We start from the raw sequence: 21,227 nt of genomic DNA, 5'->3' as shown, positions 1-21,227 counted from the left end.
CGAACGTTATGTTCGGGCTTAGCTATAAATAATAATTTGAATTTCTTAATTTAATAGGCATAGGGGTCCCGAACGATTATCGGGCGATAATAATTAAAGAAAAATGGAAGACGTAATATGTTGTTCATTTTCTTCATTGCTTGACAAAGGTAGTGCTATATTTTTAAAATGCAAAAATATTGGCATCCATACTTGATTCAAGATGCATTTTTAAATTATCCGCCGGTATTTTTGTTTATCAATTTTCCGGCTCCATTATAAACATACTTTTCTATACTCCCTTTATCCTTTTTCTCCACGACCTTTTGCACTAACAATGAATTCTTAAAATACTCATGGTAAAAGCAGTTATTAAGGTTATATTTCCGCTCAACGAGATTATTATTCTGATACAGATCAGTGTAATCAATTTTAGCTTTCCGATAGGTATGTTTTAGTAACTGACCATTGACATCAAATGACTTTGATTCCTGTATCTGCCCACCACAATTTAATTTGGCGCTGTACATTAAGGTATTGTCTAATCGATAGTCAGCTCGGGTATGGTCAAAATCATTTTCAACCGTATAGTAATTATCAAAGAAGACTTTTGTCACTTTTTTACCACTATTTGCTGCTCGGTAGAATACCGTTTTTTCCTGACTGATTTTCCCATTCTTAAAATTACGCTGCACACTTGAACTATCCGTTATGGTGTATTGAAAGTCTGGTAATGCAGCAGATTTGACAGTCATTTGCTGCAATACACCATGTCTTACGATAACATCACCGGTACGCCCATCTCTTTCAATTTTAAAATCACCATCGACGATGCCATCCTGATTAATCGTTATAAATGCATTGGAAAGTCCCATAAATTGATTCTTTTGCAGAATATATTTCCCCTGTTTCAACTTCGTTTCTTTGCCTTTTTCAAGTACCCGGATTGTATCCTTTGGATATTCTGACAAATGCAATTGATAACGATCTTTGTCCAAGCGAACATACTCTTGCGCAACTCCCAACTGAACAGCTAAACACAAGCATAATAATATGATAAAACGTGATTTCGACATAATGTAATAAAATTGTTGCAATAACAGTAATACAATTATTACACCAAAAATTAAAATACGGTTGATTTTCCAAATAATTCCCCAATACGATAGATGCTGTAGTCCCTCCATATTACAGAACAGACAAGCTTAATCGTGAAATGAAAAAAGGGGAGTTATTTATCAATAACTCCCCTTTTTTCAAAGCCAATTGGTACTGGTACCCATCATGCAAATAACATTCGAGAACTAAACAGACTCTAAATATTGTGCATAACAATACCCTTCTTCATTATCTTTGGTTCTGACCAACCACCATTGATCATTAGCCTTACTAATCAATGTGATGATTTCTCCTTTAGCAGCTTTTCCCACGATAGGCTGGTCTGTACCAGGGCCTTTTCTAATATTCAAATTGCTATTTTCTGTTATAACTTTCACCTGGCTTCCGGGCACTTCCGTTGCCACATCTACATTTAAGACCACATCTCCAGTTTGGAAATTAGGATCTATATTACCGTAGATTTCCCAGAGCTTATTTTTCACATCTGCTGTTGGTGCTGTACCACGAATTTGCAATACTCCATCCATTTCGGCGTAGTTCAGGTCATTTACACCTGAAGACTGTGCCGTATCTAAAAGAACCTTATATTTTTCCTGCAATGACATAACTTCACTATTTTATTTTTTGACAACAATACCGCTTAGATCCACTTTTTTTGGATTTAAGTTATCCAAACCTTGCTTTAAGGTGATTATCTTAGGCTGCTCCAAAGTACCTGTAACAGCGATCACACCATCCTTTACACTTGCCTGTACCGTAGGAAAATCCTTCATAAACGTATTCACTGCTGCTCCAAGCACCGCATCATTATTGGATACCTCAATAGGAGCTGGAGTCGATGACACTGGGGCGCTAACGATAATATTGTTTTGAATAGACTTGATGTCCTTATCGCCTGCTGTTTTAGCAATAGACTCCACTTGTTGCTTTTCTTCTTCGGAAGCAACCGTACCACTTAAGATAACTTCCCCTTTTTTGACGTCGACGTCCACGGTTTTACGACCGGTAAGTGCGTTTTCGATCTTTTCTTCCAACTTCTCATCAGATAAACCTGATTTGCAAGCCGTAAAGGAAAGCACAACTGTAGTTGCCAATAGACAAAATGTTAATTTGCTAAATTTCATAAGACCAATTTTAATTTATAATTCCAACAATAATCCTAACAAACTCCATACGCAATTGTTTGTCCAATTATTTTTAAACTTAAATTCCCTTGCCGGATTATAATTATATAATTAAATTTAGGAACAGAGGTATTCATGATTATTTCATTCGGATCATTTAATCCTCTGTGGTTATAAAAACGCTTTAAGTAACAGATACGCACTTTGATGATTCAATCAAACAGCTATTAATTATGGGATTTTTGAACAATATTTTTGGTAAAAAAGAAAATAAAAAGGACAGTATAGCGGATTTTTGGGATTGGTTTACAAAAAACGAACACGCATTTTTTCAAATCGTCAAGACTGGAGAACAAATTGATCAGAATTTTTTCAGCAAACTTTCGCCGAAGATCGATGCTCTTCGTAAGGAACTGTATTTCTTAACGGGAATGTACGATGATGACACTGCAGAACTTGTAGTTACCCCAGATGGTGTCATCAAAAACGTTGCGTTCGTAGAGCATCTGATTGCTTCTGCTCCAGCATTAGCACATTGGAAATTTACTGCATTAAAACCCGCTATTGCGGATATGGAAAAATTCAAAATCACGATGTATGGATTCACTTTTGACATCAAGGATATGTTTTTTTACCCCATTCAACACAAATACCATCCGGATGAAGTCGATATTGTTATTGTTCACCCCGATTTTACGGAAGAGAACAAAGCCAATATTTTCCATGGGATAGAAATATTTCTCGACAATTACATTGGTGAATTGAACTCGATCATAGCCATAGATAACTTGAATGTAACCTCAAAAGAGCTTGCAACAGAAGAGCTGATTCCTCTACTTAAATTAAAAGACTATTTGATCTGGCGGGAAAAGGAATTTGTGGAAAAATATACCGACGTTAGGCACCGGGCCGCAGATGACACATACACTGCTTTTGAGGGTATCCTGGAGAACGACTTACCTATCTTTGCCATCATCAATACGACGTTATTAGACTGGGACGGAAAAGCTTCTCACCCTTGGATAGTTACATTAAAGATTAATTATGACGGAACAGCAACTAATGGCATGCCCGATCAGGAGACTTACGATTTAATGGATAAATTTGAAGAAGAATTAATGGACAGTCTTCCAAATGATATTGGATTTCTTAATATCGGAAGAGAAACTGCCGATAACCTCAGGGAAATTTACTTGGCTTGTACAGAATTTCGAAAAGCCTCACGAACGATTGATCGATTAATCGAAGAATACAGGGACAATCTCCAAATTGATTATAGCATCTACAAAGATAAATACTGGAAAACCTTCGAACGATTTTATAAACAAATAGAATAGGTCTCTCGAACAGCAGACATAAGATTCAATAAAAGTACTTTATAAAATATGCTTTATTTACATGAATAAAATCATTCTTTTGGTTATTATCCTCGGAATTGGCCTTATCACATACAAAACCATTCAAAAAAACACGCTTTTAGCAGTTGTTGATAGGGAAGAAAATACTCCTTCAGACGCCTTTCGCTATACGATGGCAATAAAGAACGTAAAAAAACGCATCATAAACAACAAAAAGTATAATAGTGACATATCCTTTCTCTTGGATATGAAAAGACCCTCGGGAAGAAATCGTTTTTTTGTCGTAGATCTAAAAACAGATCGGATTCTAGATCAAGGGCTAGTGGCACATGGATCCGGCTCCGAAACCGGAAAAAAGAATCTTTTGCAATTTAGTAATACGGATAACTCTCATGCGACATCGCTAGGTAGTTATGCTATCGGCAGCTCGTATAACGGTAAATTTGGAAAAGCATATAAATTATATGGCTTAGATAGCTCCAATAGCAATGCATATGCTAGAAACATCGTTCTACACAAATATGACCGCATGCCTTACGATGAACAAGTAGATCCAATATGTCTCAGTGAAGGCTGTCCTATGGTAAACGTCGAATTCTACAAAAGACTACAGAACCTGATTGACTCTTCAAAGAAACAAATCGTCTTACATATTTATTATTGATCACCTTTATTATTGATCACCGGCTATCTTCTTTGATCACCAGCTATTTTCTTTAATCAAGTTCAATAAAACCTGATACGGACTTTGAGATACACTAAGAGCTTTCAACCAAGCAATAAATCCCATAATAAATAAATCTTTATTTTCTTTGTCCTCCGCCAAAGTTTGAACAGCTGCCCGAAAGGATTTCCCTTGAATAACTGCTGGATTTAAAAGATATTTCTCTACCAATTTGGCAAAATCAATCACTCTGTTTTCCTTGACATTCAGCAAGTATTTTTTATACCTACCGACAAAGCTTTTTAATTTCAAGGTTGCCAAATCGATGTGATCGAATTGAATATGGATCAGAATTTCAAGCAGACTCTTCCGAATCGTCCACAACATACCCATTTTCTTCTCGTACCAAGCATCTGTTCGAATCAACTGTCGAAGCTCAATCAATGCTGTTTTATCTTCAAATTGCGTTAAAAACATCACCAAACACAACTGTAGATCCGCAAGATCAACCTCACTTGATTTTGGTGAGGCTTGTTTAATCCCCGCCCTTAACACGGAAAGACCTTTTACTCCATCGCCAAGGTAATGGAAATTCAATGCCATCAACAAATGGCACCGCAGCTGAAACTGGACTCGAAAAACCGTATTTCCTTGAGATAAAACTTCATTCAAGCGCTCTAAATACCCGATGCTCTCATTAAAGAATCCGTTCCTCAAATTAAAATTGGCCAGATAATACAAAATATGAAGATAGTAAAATAGCTGATGCGCCGATTGTTCATCATACTTCATCAAAAAATTATCTGCTGTTTTTAAAAAAGAACGAACCAGTGTATAGTTTTGATGTATTGCGGCATACTCATTTGCGATATACAGAAGTTGATAGAGTGATTTAAATGATAAGAGATCATCCAAAGAAATACTGTATTTACGCAGTACACGCAAAATCAACTTATTGATATCAATTATTTTTGCTTTCAAATGAATATCCTGCAATGCTGAACGCAATAGCGCATAAGCAATCTGAAATTTTGCTTCTTGCTGCAGTTTTTGCTGATTTTCGGTAAAACGATCGATAAGCAATTCCAAATTGACATTCAAATCTAAATGTGTATATTGTAGTCTGATTTGCAAGATTTCGTTCAGCAAACTAAACTGCTCCAGAACTAGAGCCTTGTCCTCAGCCCGTTGAAGGCATTTGAATCCAATCTTAATGAACTGACTTTCCAATAGAAAACGACCCACAACAAATAATCTCAACGCTTCGTGGGCTTCATTGTTGTCTCGTTCAAAAACCTTATTTGAAAGAAAAAACAAAAGACTATCATGAAGCCTTTTCCTCAATGCGTGATAAGCATCCCGGTTTTTAATGGGATCATATAACTTTTTTAGCTTATTTATATCATCAGTTTCTATAATCTCAAGTAACTTGATATTTTTCACATCATTTCGCTTATTCTTTTGTTTCAAAAAGGTTTTAAAATCCCTAATATCATCTTTATTCAATAATAATAATAGATCCGATATCGCGTCCGCCATAGCTTAAATTTAGAATTAAACAAATATATTAAACAAAATTATATCGTCAGTATTCTTATAAATTCAAGTTTTAAAATAATTAGTTCCTATCGATATTTGAATCATAAAACAACAACAAATCAAAACTAAAACAAGAAAATTATGGAACCGCTAAAAAACATGATTGAAGAAAAAAAGGCTGAAAGAAATTTAGACAAAAGAAACCCATTTAAACCAACAGGAGCATTTATTGGAGCCTCATGGACTGCATTATTGGTTGGTACCGTTGGCTATTGTGTCGGCTTATGGAATGCAACAATGGCTTTAAATGAAAAAGGGTATTATTTTACAATTTTACTATTTGCGCTATTTGCGGTTATCTCCGTTCAAAAAAGTGTAAGAGATAAAGCAGAAGGACTAGCTGTTACCGAATTGTACTATGGTTTAAGCTGGTTTGCAACAATTGCTGCCGTCGTGCTATTAACTGTAGGCCTATGGAACGCGGATCTGCTGTTAAGTGAAAAAGGATTCTATGCAATGTCCTTCTCGTTGAGTATTTTTTCAGCTATCGCAGTACAAAAAAATACACGTGATGCAAAACTTATCGATGACAATGAAATAAAACTTTAGCGGGTGCCGATCCTACAGCCTCTGCATAGCAAGCTGCAGGATCTTTCAATCTCTCGTTAAGCAAAAAAAGGAAGAGCTTTTTATTGAGCTCTTCCTTTTTTTAAGTGGATTGCTTAAGCGGTACAATAGGAAGGTAAACGAAAAATGCACTTCCAGTACCAAAAACACTTTGCACATCAATCTCTCCCCCCATGCTTTCGATAAATTCCTTGCTTATGCTTAAACCCAAGCCTGTTCCTTCCTTTGTACCCCCTGGAACACGGAAATACCGATCAAAAATCTTCGCTAAATATTGTACCGGGATTCCTTGTCCCTGATCTTCAACACGCAAAAGCACCCTGGCCCCCATTCTTTTGACAGCAAGACAAATCGCCCCCCCTTCATCGGAATAACGAATTGCATTGGACAGTAGATTCGTCAATACCCATGCGGTCTTCTCGTTATCAATAAAAACCATCGGCAGTTCCTCTTCCAGATCAACCTGTAGTCGAATTTTCTTTTGGTCAAGCATTGAACGATTGGCTAAAAGGGCATAATCTATAATCGGTCCGATTGTCGCCGGATTCAGCTTCATCTGAATGGTACCGCTCTCCACTTGTGCAATATCCAAAAGTTCCCCCGTAATTTTCAGGAGCCGCTCTGTATCATCAGCAATTCCTTCAAGTAAGTCTTTTTGTTCTTCATTCAACTCTCCAATCCGCTTATTCTCGAGCAATTGGATCCCCATGCGTATTGATGCGATTGGTGTCTTCAGTTCATGAGATACCGTTCCAATAAAATTTGTTTTTGCGACATCACGTTCCTTAAAACTTGTCACGTTCTTCAACAAAATAAATTGTCCAATAAACTGCGAACTCTCCTCTCCCGTTGGTACAACATTAATGTCGATAACCTCCAGTTCAAAGTAGTTATCTTTTCCATAGGCAAAGATCTGAACCAATCCCAGATGTTCGGATTGCTGGTTTAAAGCGTTGATCCTATCGAGAAGCTTACGAATCAAATCATTGGAAGAAGCTATTTCCACTAATTTTTGCCCTTCAAATTCTGCGTGTTTTAACCCCGAGAGCAAACAAGCGGGTTCATTTGCAAAAAGCACTCTTTTTTCCTCATCTATCCCTATAACGGCATCATGCATATTATCAATAAGCGCTTCTATTCTCTTTTTATGCTGCAAGATCTTACCCAATTTACTTTCCGTATATTCCTCGAGTTTTTGAGCCATTGTATTGAACGATTGCGCCACTTCTCCAAATTCATCCTTTCGCTTAAAATGAAGTCTCCTTTTATAGTTCCCAGCAGCAATCTGTTTAATACTATCGGTTAATTGTACAATTGGACCAGCAATGGCTAGGGGGAGATTGACAAGCAATACAAACGCAATCATAAAACAGATCGCACCAACAATGGAGATCGCCAAAATAGCTTTTTCAGCTGTTGCATTGGCGATATTATTTTTGTTTTCAATTGCCTGCATATTAAGATACATTAGCTGAAATATATCTTTGTGTAAGTCAGCAGCAATTGTAGAATCTTTCAGCTGTTTCGCTAAACTCAAAAAGTGATGATCTATACGTTCGGTCACCGCTCGTTCTCCAGGCTCAGTTACATTGCGCTTTTGGAGGCTTAAATTATGTTCAAATAACGCAATGTTCTTCTCATTCGTATAAAGATCTTCCAAGGCCAACAGCATATTTCTGGAATAATGCAGCGTATTATAATTGTCGACTAAAATATTATTGGTATCTTTTTTTAATCGATAAACATAATACCCACTCACTATCGCAAGCAGTAAGATCATAAAAAATAAAAATCCTACCCCAAATGTCAGCTTTGCTTTAAGTTTCATTGGATTTTATATTCTTCAATTTTTCGATACAAGGTAGCTATGCCGATTTCTAACAATCGAGCAGCTTCAGCTTTATTTCCATTCGTATGTTTCAATACACGTTGTATATGTTGCCTCTCCATATTGGACATTGAAAAGTTTGATAAGACGCTTGCCCCTTCTCTATACTCACGTTCACCGAAAGGAAGACCCTCAACACCTAATATGCCGCCCTCACTCAAAATCACACTGCGTTCAATCACATTTTTCAGTTCACGGATATTTCCCCGCCATAGGTTAGTTTCCAAAGCCTGCACAAACTCAGGGGTCATCCGCAAAGGTTTCAAGTTAGATTTTAAAGCAAAGATATCAGCGTAATATTGTGCCAAAGTCGCTATATCTTCAATACGCTCACGCAGTGGCGGCAATTCAATCGTGAAAACAGACAACCTATAAAATAGATCACTCCTGAAATGGTCAGATGCAATTTCGGTTTCAAGATTTCTGTTGGTCGCGGCTATGATACGTACATCCACTTTCGTTGGTTTGGAGTCCCCAACTTTTAAAAACTCGCCCGTTTCCAAAACGCGAAGAATTTTGGCCTGAAGTTCCAAGGCCATCTCCCCGACTTCATCCAGAAAAATAGTCCCCAAATGTGCTTCTTCAAACAAACCCCGCTGATCTTTAGTAGCACCGGTAAAGGCACCGGATTTATGACCAAACAGCTCGTTTTCCAGCAGATCTTTTGTAAATGCTGCACAATTAATGGCCACAAAACTACGCACTCTCCTGGAACTCGCCTGATGGATTGCCTGTGCAAAAACCTCCTTACCGGTACCCGTCTCGCCTGTTAGCAAGACCGTTGTATTTGTAACAGCAACTTTTTGTGCCATGCCGATGGCAGCCTTTATTGCACTAGATTTTCCAATAATCTTATCGAAAGAAAGTTTATCTCCTAATCGCTTTTCTAACTGTTGTACCCTTCTTGCCAATGCAACCTTTTCACTGGCTTTATAAAGTAGGGGTATAATGCGATTATTGTCATCTCCTTTGGTAATATATTCAAAAGCACCATTTTTTATCGCCCGAACACCGTCCGGGATATTCCCGTATGCTGTCAATAGGATAATCTCTACAATCGGATACCGTTCTTTAATTAATTTGGCCGTTTCCACCCCATTACCGTCAGGCAGCTTGACATCACAAAGTACAACGTCCACATCACTGACTTCAAGCTTTTTCAACCCCGATTTAATATCAGCAGCTTCAATCACATCAAAACCTTCCAGACTAATAATTTTGGCCATCAATTTCCGAAGTTTCTCTTCGTCATCTATAAGGAGAACTCTATTCACAATATTCGTTTTTTCAAAAGTACAATTTGTTCGAAGCAAATAGTAGAAAAATAAACAATTTGACTATTCCTCAAAAACTTTCCCGTCATCAAAATAAAAACGCTATATTTGCTTCTCTCAACATCCTTAAAACTGCATGTAAGATTAAAATTCTTTAGAACGAAATAAATACCATCCATTGACAATACCTGTCCAAATGGTCTTTTCTAACATTTAAAGAATTTCAACATGCTTTCATTACAACAACTTTCTTATATACATCCGAATAAAGATTTATTGTTTGGGAACATAAATCTACACATCAATGCGCAAGAGAAAATAGCGCTCATCGGCCACAATGGTGTCGGTAAATCAACTTTATTGCGACTGATTGCCAAAGAACTATCACCTTCCAGTGGCAGCGTACAAGTCAGCACCAGCACCTATTATGTCCCTCAAGTTGTGGGACAATTTGAGGATAACACAGTCGCCGAAGCACTTGGCATTGCCCAAAAATTAGATGCACTCCACGCCATATTAGCTGGCGATGCATCTGAAGAAAATTTCAATAGACTTCAAGATGATTGGACCTTGGAGGAACGATGCCAAGAAGCTTTCGAGCAATGGGATCTGCACGATATCCAGTTGACACAGCAGATGTCGTCCCTTAGTGGTGGACAAAAAACAAAAGTCTTATTGGCCGGAATCCACATTCACCGATCCGAACTTATTCTTCTTGATGAACCCAGCAACCATTTGGATATGGATAGCAAAACGCTACTATACGATTGGATTCAATCAAGCAAAAACACAGTGATTATTGTCAGCCACGATAGAACCCTGCTTAATTTACTGGATGACATGGCCGAAATGACCCCAATGGGCATCAAGCGGTATGGGGGGAATTATGCCTTTTACGAAACTCAAAAAGAGACCGAGCGCCATACGTTACAACAAGATATTCACCACAAGGAAAGGGCGATCAAAATTGCAAAGGAGAAAGAAAGAGAAACAATCGAACGCCAAAATAGATTAAACAACCGCGGTCAAAAAAAACAGGAAAAGGCAGGTGTAGCGCGCATCATGATGAATACACTTCGCAACAATGCTGAAAAAAGTACCGCCAAGATAAAAAGTGTGCATCAGGACAAAATTGGAGATATCAAATCCGATTTACAGGAACTCCGAGGTTCACAATCTGCACTGGATGAAATTAAAATAGATTTAGGAAACAGTGTCTTTCCAACCGGAAAGAGTATGGTCAAAGTCGAAAATGTCAATTTCAAGTATGACTCACAAGGACTCTGGCCAGCTAATATCAACTTTCAATTATTCAGTGGAGATCGTATCGCACTACAAGGACAGAATGGATCTGGCAAAACGACATTGGTCAGACTTTTACTCGGCCAATTGACACCTGCACAAGGAAAAATTGAACGTCAATCATTTCGTTCGATCTATTTAGATCAAACATACTCCATTTTATCTTCGCATCTAAGTATTTACGAGCAGGCCCAGCAATTCAATAGCGACGCACTACCTGAACATGAGATCAAAATTAGGCTCAATCGATTCTTATTTGGAAAAGACGATTGGGACAAGCCCTGCCAACTATTGAGCGGTGGTGAAAAAATGCGTCTGATATTATGTTGCCTCACCATTCAGCAACAGTCTCCAGATTTAATTATTCTTGATGAACCAACAAACAATTTAGATCTTCAAAATATCCGGATGCTAACCCGAGCGATTCAGCTTTATAAAGGTACGCTACTCGTCATTTCACATGATGCGGTCTTTCTACAGGAAATCCATATCAACAAAGTCATCAAACTAAAAGACCTGTAAATGACAACTGCGTTTATTTCGTTGCAACGGAATAAACGCAGTATTCAATGACTGCCCTCCATAAAATTTTAATAAAACACGGTATTTTTTGTAACAATCCCATATTCTTTATTTAAAATCTGCTAAATCGATAAATTAAATTAAAAAAAACGAATTTTTATCGATATATTCACCATGATTTTAAACATGAAACAATAACCATTAAATTAATTGAACCTTCTCATTTACATCTTAAGCCTTAGGGCAAATGTAGCGTACAGGCCTCTCAATTAATTACTTCATTTAATTATGTCAGATTATCAAATTAAAGAAAATCCCGAATTATTTGACGCCATCGTAGTTGGTTCCGGCGCAGGTGGTGGTATGGCAGGTTATATACTTGCACATGCGGGGCTTAAAGTATTGATGCTGGAAGCAGGTCCTTTTTATGACCCAGCAAAAGATTCGTTACAACTACGCTGGCCTTGGGAATCTCCAAGAAGAGGTGCCGGTACCACAAGACCATTCGGGGATTTTGATGCAGCCTTCGGTGGCTGGCAAATCGAAGGTGAACCCTACAGCAAGGTAGCGGGAACTGAATTTGAATGGTTTAGAGCACGTATGCTTGGCGGCAGAACAAACCACTGGGGTCGAATTTCATTGCGTATGGGACCTGACGATTTCAAGCCAAAGGATGGTGTAACAGACGAATGGCCTATCACTTATGAAGAAGTTAAGCCATTTTATGACCGTGTAGATCGAATGATCGGAATATATGGCACGGCAGAAGGTATTCATAACGAACCCGATGGTATTTTTATGAAACCACCTAAACCACGCTTAAACGAATTATATATTGCAAAAGGTGCCAAAAAAGCTGGAGTTCCAGTAATTCCCGGAAGAGGAGCCGTGCTAACCGAAGTATCAAAAGATATTAAAGATCGAGGTACCTGTTTCTACTGTGGCCAATGTGGTCGTGCATGTAAAGTTTATGGGGACTTTTCTTCTTCATCTTGTCTGGTTATTCCAGCGATGAAAACAGGTAACCTAAAGGTGATAGACAATGCAATGGTAAGGGAAGTCATTACAAATGATGAAGGAATTGCAGTTGGTGTTTCTTATGTAAACACCAAGGATCTGCAGGAATATACCGTTAAAGGGAAAACCGTTATTTTGGGTGCTAGTGCCTGTGAAAGCGCGCGGATCATGTTAAATTCTAAATCAAAATCGCATCCTGGGGGTGTTGGTAATAGCAGCGGTTTAGTTGGAAAATATCTCCACGATTCTACAGGGGCCAGTTTATCTGGATTTTTACCACAACTACTTGACCGGAAGCGTTATAATGAAGATGGCGTTGGAAGTGTCCATATTTATTCACCATGGTGGGAAGATAATGCCAAGTTGAGTTTCCCAAGAGGTTACCACATCGAATATGGTGGTGGTTTACATATGCCCTCTTATGGATTTTTGAATTGGGTACCGAAAGTAAATGACCTGGCAAAAAATTCGGATGGGAAGTCAAAAGCCAAAGGCGGTTATGGTACTGCACTAAAAGAAGATTTCCGTAGCTATTATGGTGCAAATGTAGGTATGGCAGGCCGGGGAACGGCATTGGCAAGAAAAGACAATTACTGTGAAATTGACCCGGATAAAGTCGACAAATTCGGAATTCCTGTGCTACGTTTCAACTACAAATGGGCGAATGAAGAAATAGCACAAGCCAAACATATGCAAGAGACATTTCAGTCTATTATGCACGAAATGGGCGCTGTAATTACTTCTAAAATACCAGGGGCAGATACATTATATGGCCTGGAAGCTCCCGGAAAAATTATTCATGAAGGTGGTACCACAAGAATGGGAAATGACCCTAAAACCTCCGTTTTGAACAAATGGGGACAAGCGCACGATTGTAAAAATCTCTACGTCGTGGATGCGGGACCATTTGTACAACAAGGTGACAAAAATCTGACCTGGACAATACTCGCTTTATCAATGCGGACAGCAGAATATATACTTCAAGAAAAGAAAAAATTAAACGGTTAAAAGCATGAATAGAAGAGAATCTTTAAGAGCATTAGGATTAATTGCAGCTGGATCTGGTCTTTTAACCGCAGCTTGCAATTCAAAAGATGCTAAAAATGCGGTAGCAGACAATAGCAAAAAGTTACCTGGAGTCCAGGATTTTGAATACGAACGCACGGAACAATTATATGCCGAAAAGTTTTTTGACGAACATGAAATGGCTACAATCACTGTTTTGGCAGATATTATTATTCCTAAGGATAACATTTCAGGAAGTGCTTCTGAGGCGGGAGTACCCGATTTCATCGAATTTATCGTAAAAGATTTGCCTGATAATAAAATCCCTATGCGTGGCGGGCTTCGTTGGCTCGACCTCCAATCCAAAAAGCGTTACGGAACAGTATTTATCAAATGCGGCGCAAAAGATCAACTTGCATTAGTGGATGATATTGCCTACCCTGATTTGGCAAAACCGGAAATGAAACAAGGTGCCGCCTTCTTTTCATTGATGCGCAATCTGACTTCCTCAGGATTTTACACAAGTGAAATGGGTGTGAAAGATATCGGCTATGCCGGAAATAAACCTGGAGTCTGGAATGGCGTACCAGATGATGTGTTGAAAGAGCATGGTTTTGACCCGACTAAATTCTTTGGATAATAAAAAAAATCCTTTCCGAAAACGGAAAGGATTTTTTTTATTTACCGCATTAAAATCTATTGTGCCGATGGTACCTCAGTAGCTTCCGGAGCTTTATCAATCAACTCCATAAATTGATCCAATTTAGGAGTGATAATAATCTGCGTTCTTCTATTCCGTTGCTTACCTAGCGCGGTCGTATTATCTGCAATTGGATTATATTCGCCCCTACCACCTGCAGTTAAGCGTTTAGGATCCACACCATATTTATTTTGTAAAGCTTGTACCACAGAAGAAGCCCGTAAGGTACTTAAATCCCAGTTATTCCGAATATTAGGTTTAGAAATTGGATCGGTATCGGTATTACCTTCAATCAATACTTCATAATCTCTGTAATCCTGGATAATTTTCGCAATTTTACTTAATGTCTGATCGGCTCTATCATTAATTTCATAGCTACCGGATTTGTAAAGCATATTATCAGCAAGTGAGATATAAACTACCCCTTTTAATACCTGTACATCAACTTCCTGCAATTCCTCACGGCTAAGCGATCTTGTTAAATTATTGGTCAATACCAGATTCAAGGAATCGGATTTGTTTTTCGTCTCAACGAGATGCTTAATATATTTATTTGAAGCGTTAATTTCATCAACCAACTTGGAAATATTGATATTTCCCTGTGAATTCTGATTAATACTGTTATCGAGCGATTTCTGCAAAGCAGCATAAGCCGATCGGAGATCCGCATTATTTTGTCGTTCAGAGGCCAACTGATCTTCTAAACTCTTGATCCGTGTCCGACCTTCAGCCAATTGAAGCTGTCCATCCTGATATTGCTTGGTCAATTGACTGTGCTCCGTTTGTAATTTACTATAGTCGGACTGTAAACCAGCATATTGCTTTTTACTGACACCACATCCGATAACAAACAAACTTGCCGTTAATACAGTCATTGGAAAAACTAAATTCTTCATGATATACTCTTTTTGTAGATGTTGAATTAATTCATATAGCAAGATACGCAATATTCTAGCCAAAATACCCCATAGTCTTGTCAAATTAACAACCTTTAACGTCCTATTGGGCTAGCTCCTTCAGCTCTGTAGCGCTAAATACCTGCCCACCTTTAAGATAGGGATTTGCGCCTTTGAGATAATTATAAATAATTGATTTAGCCTCTTCATTGGGTAATTTATAAAGATTTTTAACAAGAAAACTTTTATCCTCAAGGATATTATTGTTATATCCCAAAAAAGAAGGCGCATGCACCTGTACGCTCCAACGTATAAACCGTGCTTCAATATGATTTGGATTTTCCTTAATCACTTCTTCCAAATGCTTTTTACCCTCTTTAAACTGCCCAACTTTCTTAAATGGATTGCCGATATGTTTCGCTAAAAGTATTTGATAAGCGGCCAGGTATACTTTCTCGGTCGGTGATTTGGCACCTTCTGTCAGCACCTCCAAATTATGTTCACATAGATCTTCGTCCTTCACGGCCTCCGCATATTCTTTTCGAATTTTATCAATATTCACCTGTTGGCCAAGTCCAACTTTTGTTAAAGTGAATAGAGCAATTGTCAATACTATTCGTGTTATCATAATTATAAATCAGGCTATTTCAACAATTTCATTTTCCGACTTAAATTACTAAAAAAATCGAATCCAACTATTAATTTTCAATTATCATACCACAAAGCCAAAAATTCATGTCATTGTATCGCCACAGCTAGCTTTAAATAAGATAAAAGTCTTCATTCAAGTATATTTTTAAAGCAATTTTGCTCCATGAAACCGATTTTAGTAACAAGCCCAGTATGGTTAAAGGTAATTTTGTCAATTCTATTGGGTGTTATATTAGGCTGCTTTTTAGGGGAGATAGTTTTCACCCTACTACAATTATAAACTATTCACTACAAATTAGTTATAGCTACCCCCTAGCGACCTCATACATTTCATATCCATAGATAGTCAGCTTATTATAGCTGCTCAGGCTAGTCCATAAGTTTCATTATCCTTGCCAAAAATCAAATTATTTTTGCTATATTGGTTATACCAATATAAATTTAAAGCGAGCTATGGAGACTAAAGCAGAGTATCAGATTTGGGACACTATTGTGAATAGCGCAAAAACTAAATTCGATTATAAGCATATTCGTGCGATGTTCAAAAAGGAAGATGACGAAATAACCGATAAGTTTCTATTCCATATTGTTGCAGGATTTGCCTGTGGTGAAAACCATCAGACCATTTCAACCAATCTTTTCAACGAACTACAAAGTATTCATTTTGAATGCAATGAAGAGCAGATCGACCGGTTTATCGCTGATAAGCATGTAAAATTCAGTCCTGAAATTTACGCCACCTATCTTGCATTCTCTATGCTGGAAGATGGTGAAGATGTCGATACCATCACCGAAATTATTAATAATCTTTTGCAACTAGACAAATAATTATTTTAAAGTATCGTTTAATTTTGGCTAAAAACTTATATTCGTGAATTATTACACCTATAGTTATGCGCCAGTTTTTAACGCTATTTTTAATATTTTCTATTTATACAAATAGTATAGCCCAAACTTTTGATTTTGGTAAAGTTTCTATTTCGGATTTCTCACGAACAGACCTGGATAGTAATGCCAATGCTATCGTGCTGAATGAGTTTGGACGAAGTTCTGTTTTTGTTGATGATTATGATAATCGTATAAAACTTCAACATGAATACCATGTACTTATCCGCATCAATAACAAAGAAGGGTTTAAAAAAGCTAATTTTGAAATCCCCTCGTATAAACGCGGAAGTTATATACGAGACTATTTTGACGAACTCAAGGCTGTTACATATAACTTAGAAAATGGCAGGATCGAGAAAACGGAGCTTGAAAATAAGAAAGTTTTCAGGGAAAATTACTCGGCCTATCTGGACCTTAATAAATTTACCCTTCCAAATATTAAAGAAGGCTCTATTATTGAAGTGTCCTATCGGACACTAGAGCAGGATTTATTTAATTTCAAGACATGGGAATTTCAAGATGACATTCCCAAAATACAAAGCCAATATATCGCTATTATTCCTGCTTCTTTCGCTTACAATGTAGTTTTACGTGGTCCGTACAAACTTACCGATCAAAAAGCCGAAGCATTGAAAGAATATATTTTCCTGGATGGACTGCGAATGGATTGTTCAAAATTGACCTATACAATGAAGAACATTCCGGCATTTGTTGAAGAGGACTACATGACTTCGCCAACCAATTTCAAATCTGCTATCTATTATGAGCTTGAATCGATCTTTTATCCGAGTACTGGTAGTAAGAAGACATTTAGCAAAACCTGGAAAGACGTAGATACAGACCTCATGAATGAAAAGGCTTTTGGAGGTCAATTAAAAAAAACAGACGTATTCAAAGCCAATTTAGCAACAATTGTATCCCCTACTGACAGCAAATTAGAAAAAGCAAAGAAGATCTATAACTATATCAACAAACAAATAAAATGGAATAACTATTTAGGCAAATATGCAGAATCTGGCATTGAAAAAGCATTGGAAAAACGAACTGGCAATATTGGCGACATCAATTTAGCGCTAGTAACTGCGCTATTAGCGGCAGATCTGGAGGCCTACCCTATTATTCTTTCAACGCGACGAAACGGAACTCCCAATGCCTTATTTCCCGTATTATCTGATTTCGACTATGTCATCGCTTGCGTAGATGTAGATGGCGTGAAATATAAACTAGATGCCTCCAATCCATACTTACCTTTTGGAGAGCTGCCCTTACAATGTCTAAATGAACGGGGAAGAATTATCTACTCCAAAAAGAGCTCAGACTGGTTTCCGCTTATGGTAGAAGAGTCTTCCGATGTAAGCTACGTATTGGAGGGAGCTTTAGATGAACAAGCTAAAATTAAGGGAAAACTGACCATAAGTAGCAGGGGTAACAAAGCCTTTTTAAAACGCCAACATATCGCCAAATTCAATTCTTTGGAGGAATACTGGGAAAAGCTGGACGAAGAAATGCCCAATGTAACTTTAACAAAATCGAGTATCCAAAACCTAGAAGAAATTGATCAGCTATTAATAGAGGAATTTGATGTCATTGTAGATGTCTCCAAACAGATGGAACAAGACATATTATTATTGGCGCCCAATATTATTGACAGGATTTCATACAATCCATTTAAAGCACAGGAAAGAACTTATCCGGTTGATATGGGTTTTAAATCCAAAACATTATACTCAGTCAAATTGACAATCCCCGATCGCTATGAAATTGCTGAGAAGCCTCAGAATGCATCGTTAGCACTCCCGGAGTCAACTGCAAAATATAGATATGTAACGCAGGTCAATGGCAATCAACTTGAAATACTACAGAGCCTCGCGTTTAACAAACCCATCTTTTCGGTCGATGAATATTTTTCACTCAAAGAATTGTATTCACGTATTATTCAACAACAAAAGCTAGACATAAAATTAATCGGTAAAAAATGAAAATCGTATTCATCAACTTACTATACTCCCTGCTTCCGATCCTCGCAATTGGACAAGATAACTACGACGTCGCCAATATTCCAAGTGCATTAAAGAGCAGAGCAGTAGCAACTGTACGCAATGATAAAACTGTGGTAGAAATGAAATCGCCCGAACAGGTCATCACAACCATAACGTGTGCTATCACAGTTTACAATAAAAATGGGGACCGCTATGCTTCACTTCCGGTCTATTATAATAAATCTAGCGAAATCAAGAGCCTTAAGGGCGCCATCTATAACGAAATGGGGATATTGCAAAAGAAAATTGCAACGAAAGATTTCAAAGATATTAGCGCTGTGGACAACAGTACGATGTTTGCAGATTCTCGGGTAAAATTATATGTACCTGACTATCACAGCTATCCCTATACCGTCGAATACCAATACGAAGTTAGAAGTAAACAAAACTTGATCATTCCATCTTGGACTCCTGAGGTCTCAAATAATGTATCCGTAGAGAAAAGCAGCTTTCAATTTATTGCACCAATTGGCACTGAATGCCGAATTGAAACAACGAACTATAAAGGAAGTATCAAAGAAGAGAAAAATGACAAGACTGAAAGTAAGACATGGAATACTGAACAGATCGCTGCAAAAAAGGATGAATCTTATAGCCCCAATCCTAACCTGAAAAGAATAAATGTACTCATCGTTCCCAAAAATTTTATTTATTATGGCAAGACTGGAAATTTCGGGGATTGGAAAGAATTTGGCCAATGGGTATCCAATAGCCTATTGAACAAAAAAGAAGATTTGACGGAAGCGTCTAAACAAAAATTTATAGCATTAACAAAAGACGCCAGCTCAGATAAAGACAAAGCAAAGATTCTATACAATTATTTACAAAAAAACACACGTTACATCAGTATTCAAATCGGCATTGGAGGTTTAGAACCATTTCCGGCTTCTGAGGTAGACCGCTTGGGCTACGGTGATTGTAAAGCACTGGCAAATTACATGCGAAGCATGTTGTCGGCCGTCAATATCCCTTCCTATTACTGTATTGTCGAAGCAGGCAGACGCAAAGAAAGTTTTCACAAAACCTTTGCAAATGCCCAGGACGGAAATCACGTCATTTTATGTATTCCATTTAAAAACGATACAACCTGGCTGGAATGTACGAGCCAAAACCTTCCATTTGGTTTTCTTAGCGACTTTACCGACGATAGAGATGTCGTTGCTTGTACCGAAAATGGCGGAGTTATCATGCATACGCCGAAATATATTAATTCAACCAATCTTCAACTGCGTTATGCCGACCTAAAACTTTCGGAAGACGGAAGCATTCAGGGCACCTTAAATACCAAGTTCTACGGAGCCCAATATGAGAACCATATGGACGTGCTTTTAGCCAGTAATAATGATAAGAATAAGCTTCTCACGGAATACTATAATATAGACAATATCAATTTCAATCAGGTAAACTATATTGAACATAAGGAGGAAAATCCATTTATTGAGGAGAACCTGAATATTTTTATCAAAAACTACGCTGTGAAAAATGGTAATAAACTTTTGATCCAACCTAATTTATTCAACACACATTCCAATATTGCAGAAAGTAGAAATAGAACCGAAGATATTTTCATTGAAAGAGGTTACGCTGATATCGATAGCATTAGCATTGCCCTCCCGGAAAATATGCTCAAAAACATAACTCCTGAAAAGAAAATTATTGAGAAACCATTTGGAAAGTATGAATTTAGGTCAGAAATAAAAGACAATAAACTATTCACCTACAGAAAACTAGAACTTTTTGAAGGCAGCTATCCTGCCAATACTTATGAAGACTTTTTCCAATTTCATAATGAGGTAAGCAGCTGCGACAAGGGACGCTTTAATCTCAGCTTTCTCTAGTCGGAAAAAAATATTTACCAGAATATGAATGAGTAAAATCGATCAAATAAGGCAATTATTGTATATTAGCTCAATGACAGAATACGCAGCGATATTTGACATGGACGGTGTCATAAGCCACACCAACCCTTTCCATGCGGAAGCTTTTAGAGCTTTTTTTAAAAACCACAATGTACAACAGGCTACAGAAGAGGAATTTGAGCAGCATATGTATGGTAAGCATAATAGTTACATTATGCAGCATTTCTTTCAGCGTCCGATATCCCCTGAGGAACTGCGAACGCTTGAATTTGAAAAAGAGCAGCTTTTTAGAGTGATCTATAAAGAACACGTTGCCCCTATTAAGGGCTTAATTGAGTTTCTAACGGAATTAAAAAATAACGGTTTTAAGCTTGCTGTGGCGACATCTGCTCCCCGAGAGAATATGGACTTAATTTTGGATGAATTGAACATACGTCATTTATTCTCTTCCACGCTAAGCAGCGAAGATGTAAAACTCCATAAGCCACATCCTGAGGTTTACCTAAAATCTGCAGAAAATCTGCAAATTCCTGTTGACCGCTGTATTGTTTTTGAAGATTCTTTTTCGGGTATTACCGCGGCGAAAAATGCTGAAATGAAAGTTGTCGCCGTACTTTCAACCCATAAAAAAGAAGAATTACCTGCAAGTAATGATTATATAAATAATTATACAGAAATATCTGTTGCCAATATAAAAGCAATTTTAAAAACACAAGAAGTATAACCCGGTTAAGGGTTGACGACGATAAAAAAAAGAGATTCCTTAAGGAATCTCT

Annotated in this window: 18 protein-coding genes; 10 read left to right on the top strand and 8 right to left on the bottom strand. The window is 37.6% G+C overall.

Annotated features, from left to right (window positions below):
• Nucleotides 1-215: 215 nt before the first annotated feature.
• The 3 genes from IQ31_RS21665 to IQ31_RS21655 all read right to left on the bottom strand — a co-directional run bounded on the left by IQ31_RS21665 (nt 216) and on the right by IQ31_RS21655 (nt 2,222).
• Entirely contained in the window at nt 216-1,166 is a 951-nt protein-coding gene (locus IQ31_RS21665; protein WP_145330009.1) for a hypothetical protein, read from the bottom strand.
• 117 nt (nt 1,167-1,283) lie between these two features.
• Nucleotides 1,284-1,703 carry an SH3 domain-containing protein gene (locus IQ31_RS21660; RefSeq protein WP_046675658.1) on the bottom strand — a complete coding sequence of 140 codons (420 nt, stop codon included), beginning with the start codon at nt 1,701-1,703 and terminating at the stop codon, nt 1,284-1,286.
• A 12-nt stretch (nt 1,704-1,715) separates the two neighbouring features.
• On the bottom strand, nt 1,716-2,222 hold the full coding sequence (locus tag IQ31_RS21655) for a BON domain-containing protein (RefSeq protein ID WP_088160876.1): 507 nt from the start codon (nt 2,220-2,222) through the stop codon (nt 1,716-1,718).
• A gap of 233 nt (nt 2,223-2,455) precedes the next feature.
• Here IQ31_RS21655 and IQ31_RS21650 point away from each other — a divergent pair, with 233 nt between their 5' ends.
• Both IQ31_RS21650 and IQ31_RS21645 read left to right on the top strand, forming a co-directional pair.
• Entirely contained in the window at nt 2,456-3,559 is a 1,104-nt protein-coding gene (locus tag IQ31_RS21650) for a DUF695 domain-containing protein (RefSeq protein WP_145330007.1), read from the top strand.
• A 61-nt stretch (nt 3,560-3,620) separates the two neighbouring features.
• Nucleotides 3,621-4,244, top strand: a complete 624-nt coding sequence (locus IQ31_RS21645) for a murein L,D-transpeptidase catalytic domain-containing protein (protein ID WP_145330005.1) — start codon at nt 3,621-3,623, stop codon at nt 4,242-4,244.
• Nucleotides 4,245-4,280: 36 nt separating this feature from the next.
• Here IQ31_RS21645 and IQ31_RS21640 read toward each other — a convergent pair whose 3' ends face one another.
• Nucleotides 4,281-5,783, bottom strand: a complete 1,503-nt coding sequence (locus tag IQ31_RS21640; RefSeq protein WP_145330003.1) for a hypothetical protein — start codon at nt 5,781-5,783, stop codon at nt 4,281-4,283.
• A gap of 141 nt (nt 5,784-5,924) precedes the next feature.
• Here IQ31_RS21640 and yiaA point away from each other — a divergent pair, with 141 nt between their 5' ends.
• Nucleotides 5,925-6,392: an inner membrane protein YiaA gene (gene yiaA, locus IQ31_RS21635; RefSeq protein ID WP_046675653.1), complete on the top strand. Its 468-nt coding sequence runs from the start codon at nt 5,925-5,927 to the stop codon at nt 6,390-6,392.
• 100 nt (nt 6,393-6,492) lie between these two features.
• Here the strand turns inward: yiaA and IQ31_RS21630 are convergent, their stop codons facing one another.
• Both IQ31_RS21630 and IQ31_RS21625 read right to left on the bottom strand, forming a co-directional pair.
• Nucleotides 6,493-8,238 (bottom strand): sensor histidine kinase, encoded by a 1,746-nt coding sequence (locus IQ31_RS21630; protein WP_145330001.1) that lies wholly within the window; start codon nt 8,236-8,238, stop codon nt 6,493-6,495.
• Nucleotides 8,235-9,572 carry a sigma-54-dependent transcriptional regulator gene (locus IQ31_RS21625; RefSeq protein ID WP_088163495.1) on the bottom strand — a complete coding sequence of 446 codons (1,338 nt, stop codon included), beginning with the start codon at nt 9,570-9,572 and terminating at the stop codon, nt 8,235-8,237. The genes IQ31_RS21630 and IQ31_RS21625 overlap by 4 nt, the downstream gene beginning before the upstream one ends.
• A 228-nt stretch (nt 9,573-9,800) precedes the next feature.
• Here IQ31_RS21625 and IQ31_RS21620 point away from each other — a divergent pair, with 228 nt between their 5' ends.
• From IQ31_RS21620 to IQ31_RS21610, 3 genes are all read left to right on the top strand, one after another.
• Nucleotides 9,801-11,396 (top strand): ABC-F family ATP-binding cassette domain-containing protein, encoded by a 1,596-nt coding sequence (locus tag IQ31_RS21620; RefSeq protein WP_145329999.1) that lies wholly within the window; start codon nt 9,801-9,803, stop codon nt 11,394-11,396.
• Between the two features lie 288 nt (nt 11,397-11,684).
• Nucleotides 11,685-13,421 carry a GMC family oxidoreductase gene (locus IQ31_RS21615; protein ID WP_088160871.1) on the top strand — a complete coding sequence of 579 codons (1,737 nt, stop codon included), beginning with the start codon at nt 11,685-11,687 and terminating at the stop codon, nt 13,419-13,421.
• A gap of 4 nt (nt 13,422-13,425) precedes the next feature.
• Entirely contained in the window at nt 13,426-14,058 is a 633-nt protein-coding gene (locus tag IQ31_RS21610; protein ID WP_088160870.1) for a gluconate 2-dehydrogenase subunit 3 family protein, read from the top strand.
• 56 nt (nt 14,059-14,114) lie between these two features.
• Here the strand turns inward: IQ31_RS21610 and IQ31_RS21605 are convergent, their stop codons facing one another.
• Nucleotides 14,115-15,014 (bottom strand): OmpA/MotB family protein, encoded by a 900-nt coding sequence (locus IQ31_RS21605; RefSeq protein ID WP_075994703.1) that lies wholly within the window; start codon nt 15,012-15,014, stop codon nt 14,115-14,117.
• A 103-nt stretch (nt 15,015-15,117) separates the two neighbouring features.
• On the bottom strand, nt 15,118-15,642 hold the full coding sequence (locus IQ31_RS21600; protein ID WP_088160869.1) for a hypothetical protein: 525 nt from the start codon (nt 15,640-15,642) through the stop codon (nt 15,118-15,120).
• A 476-nt stretch (nt 15,643-16,118) separates the two neighbouring features.
• Here IQ31_RS21600 and IQ31_RS21595 point away from each other — a divergent pair, with 476 nt between their 5' ends.
• The 4 genes from IQ31_RS21595 to IQ31_RS21580 all read left to right on the top strand — a co-directional run bounded on the left by IQ31_RS21595 (nt 16,119) and on the right by IQ31_RS21580 (nt 21,175).
• Nucleotides 16,119-16,493, top strand: coding sequence for a hypothetical protein (locus IQ31_RS21595; RefSeq protein ID WP_088160868.1), 375 nt, complete (start codon nt 16,119-16,121; stop codon nt 16,491-16,493).
• Between the two features lie 65 nt (nt 16,494-16,558).
• Entirely contained in the window at nt 16,559-18,532 is a 1,974-nt protein-coding gene (locus tag IQ31_RS21590) for a transglutaminase domain-containing protein (protein WP_088160867.1), read from the top strand.
• Nucleotides 18,529-20,430 carry a DUF3857 domain-containing protein gene (locus IQ31_RS21585; protein WP_088160866.1) on the top strand — a complete coding sequence of 634 codons (1,902 nt, stop codon included), beginning with the start codon at nt 18,529-18,531 and terminating at the stop codon, nt 20,428-20,430. The genes IQ31_RS21590 and IQ31_RS21585 overlap by 4 nt, the downstream gene beginning before the upstream one ends.
• Before the next feature lie 73 nt (nt 20,431-20,503).
• Nucleotides 20,504-21,175: an HAD family hydrolase gene (locus tag IQ31_RS21580; RefSeq protein ID WP_088163494.1), complete on the top strand. Its 672-nt coding sequence runs from the start codon at nt 20,504-20,506 to the stop codon at nt 21,173-21,175.
• Nucleotides 21,176-21,227 lie beyond the last annotated feature (52 nt).

Origin of the sequence: Sphingobacterium siyangense (genome assembly GCF_007830445.1) — a bacterium.
In the GTDB taxonomy this organism is placed as follows: domain Bacteria; phylum Bacteroidota; class Bacteroidia; order Sphingobacteriales; family Sphingobacteriaceae; genus Sphingobacterium; species Sphingobacterium siyangense.
Note: the sequence above shows the minus strand (reverse complement) of the source record. Positions and strands in the feature narration are given on the sequence as shown.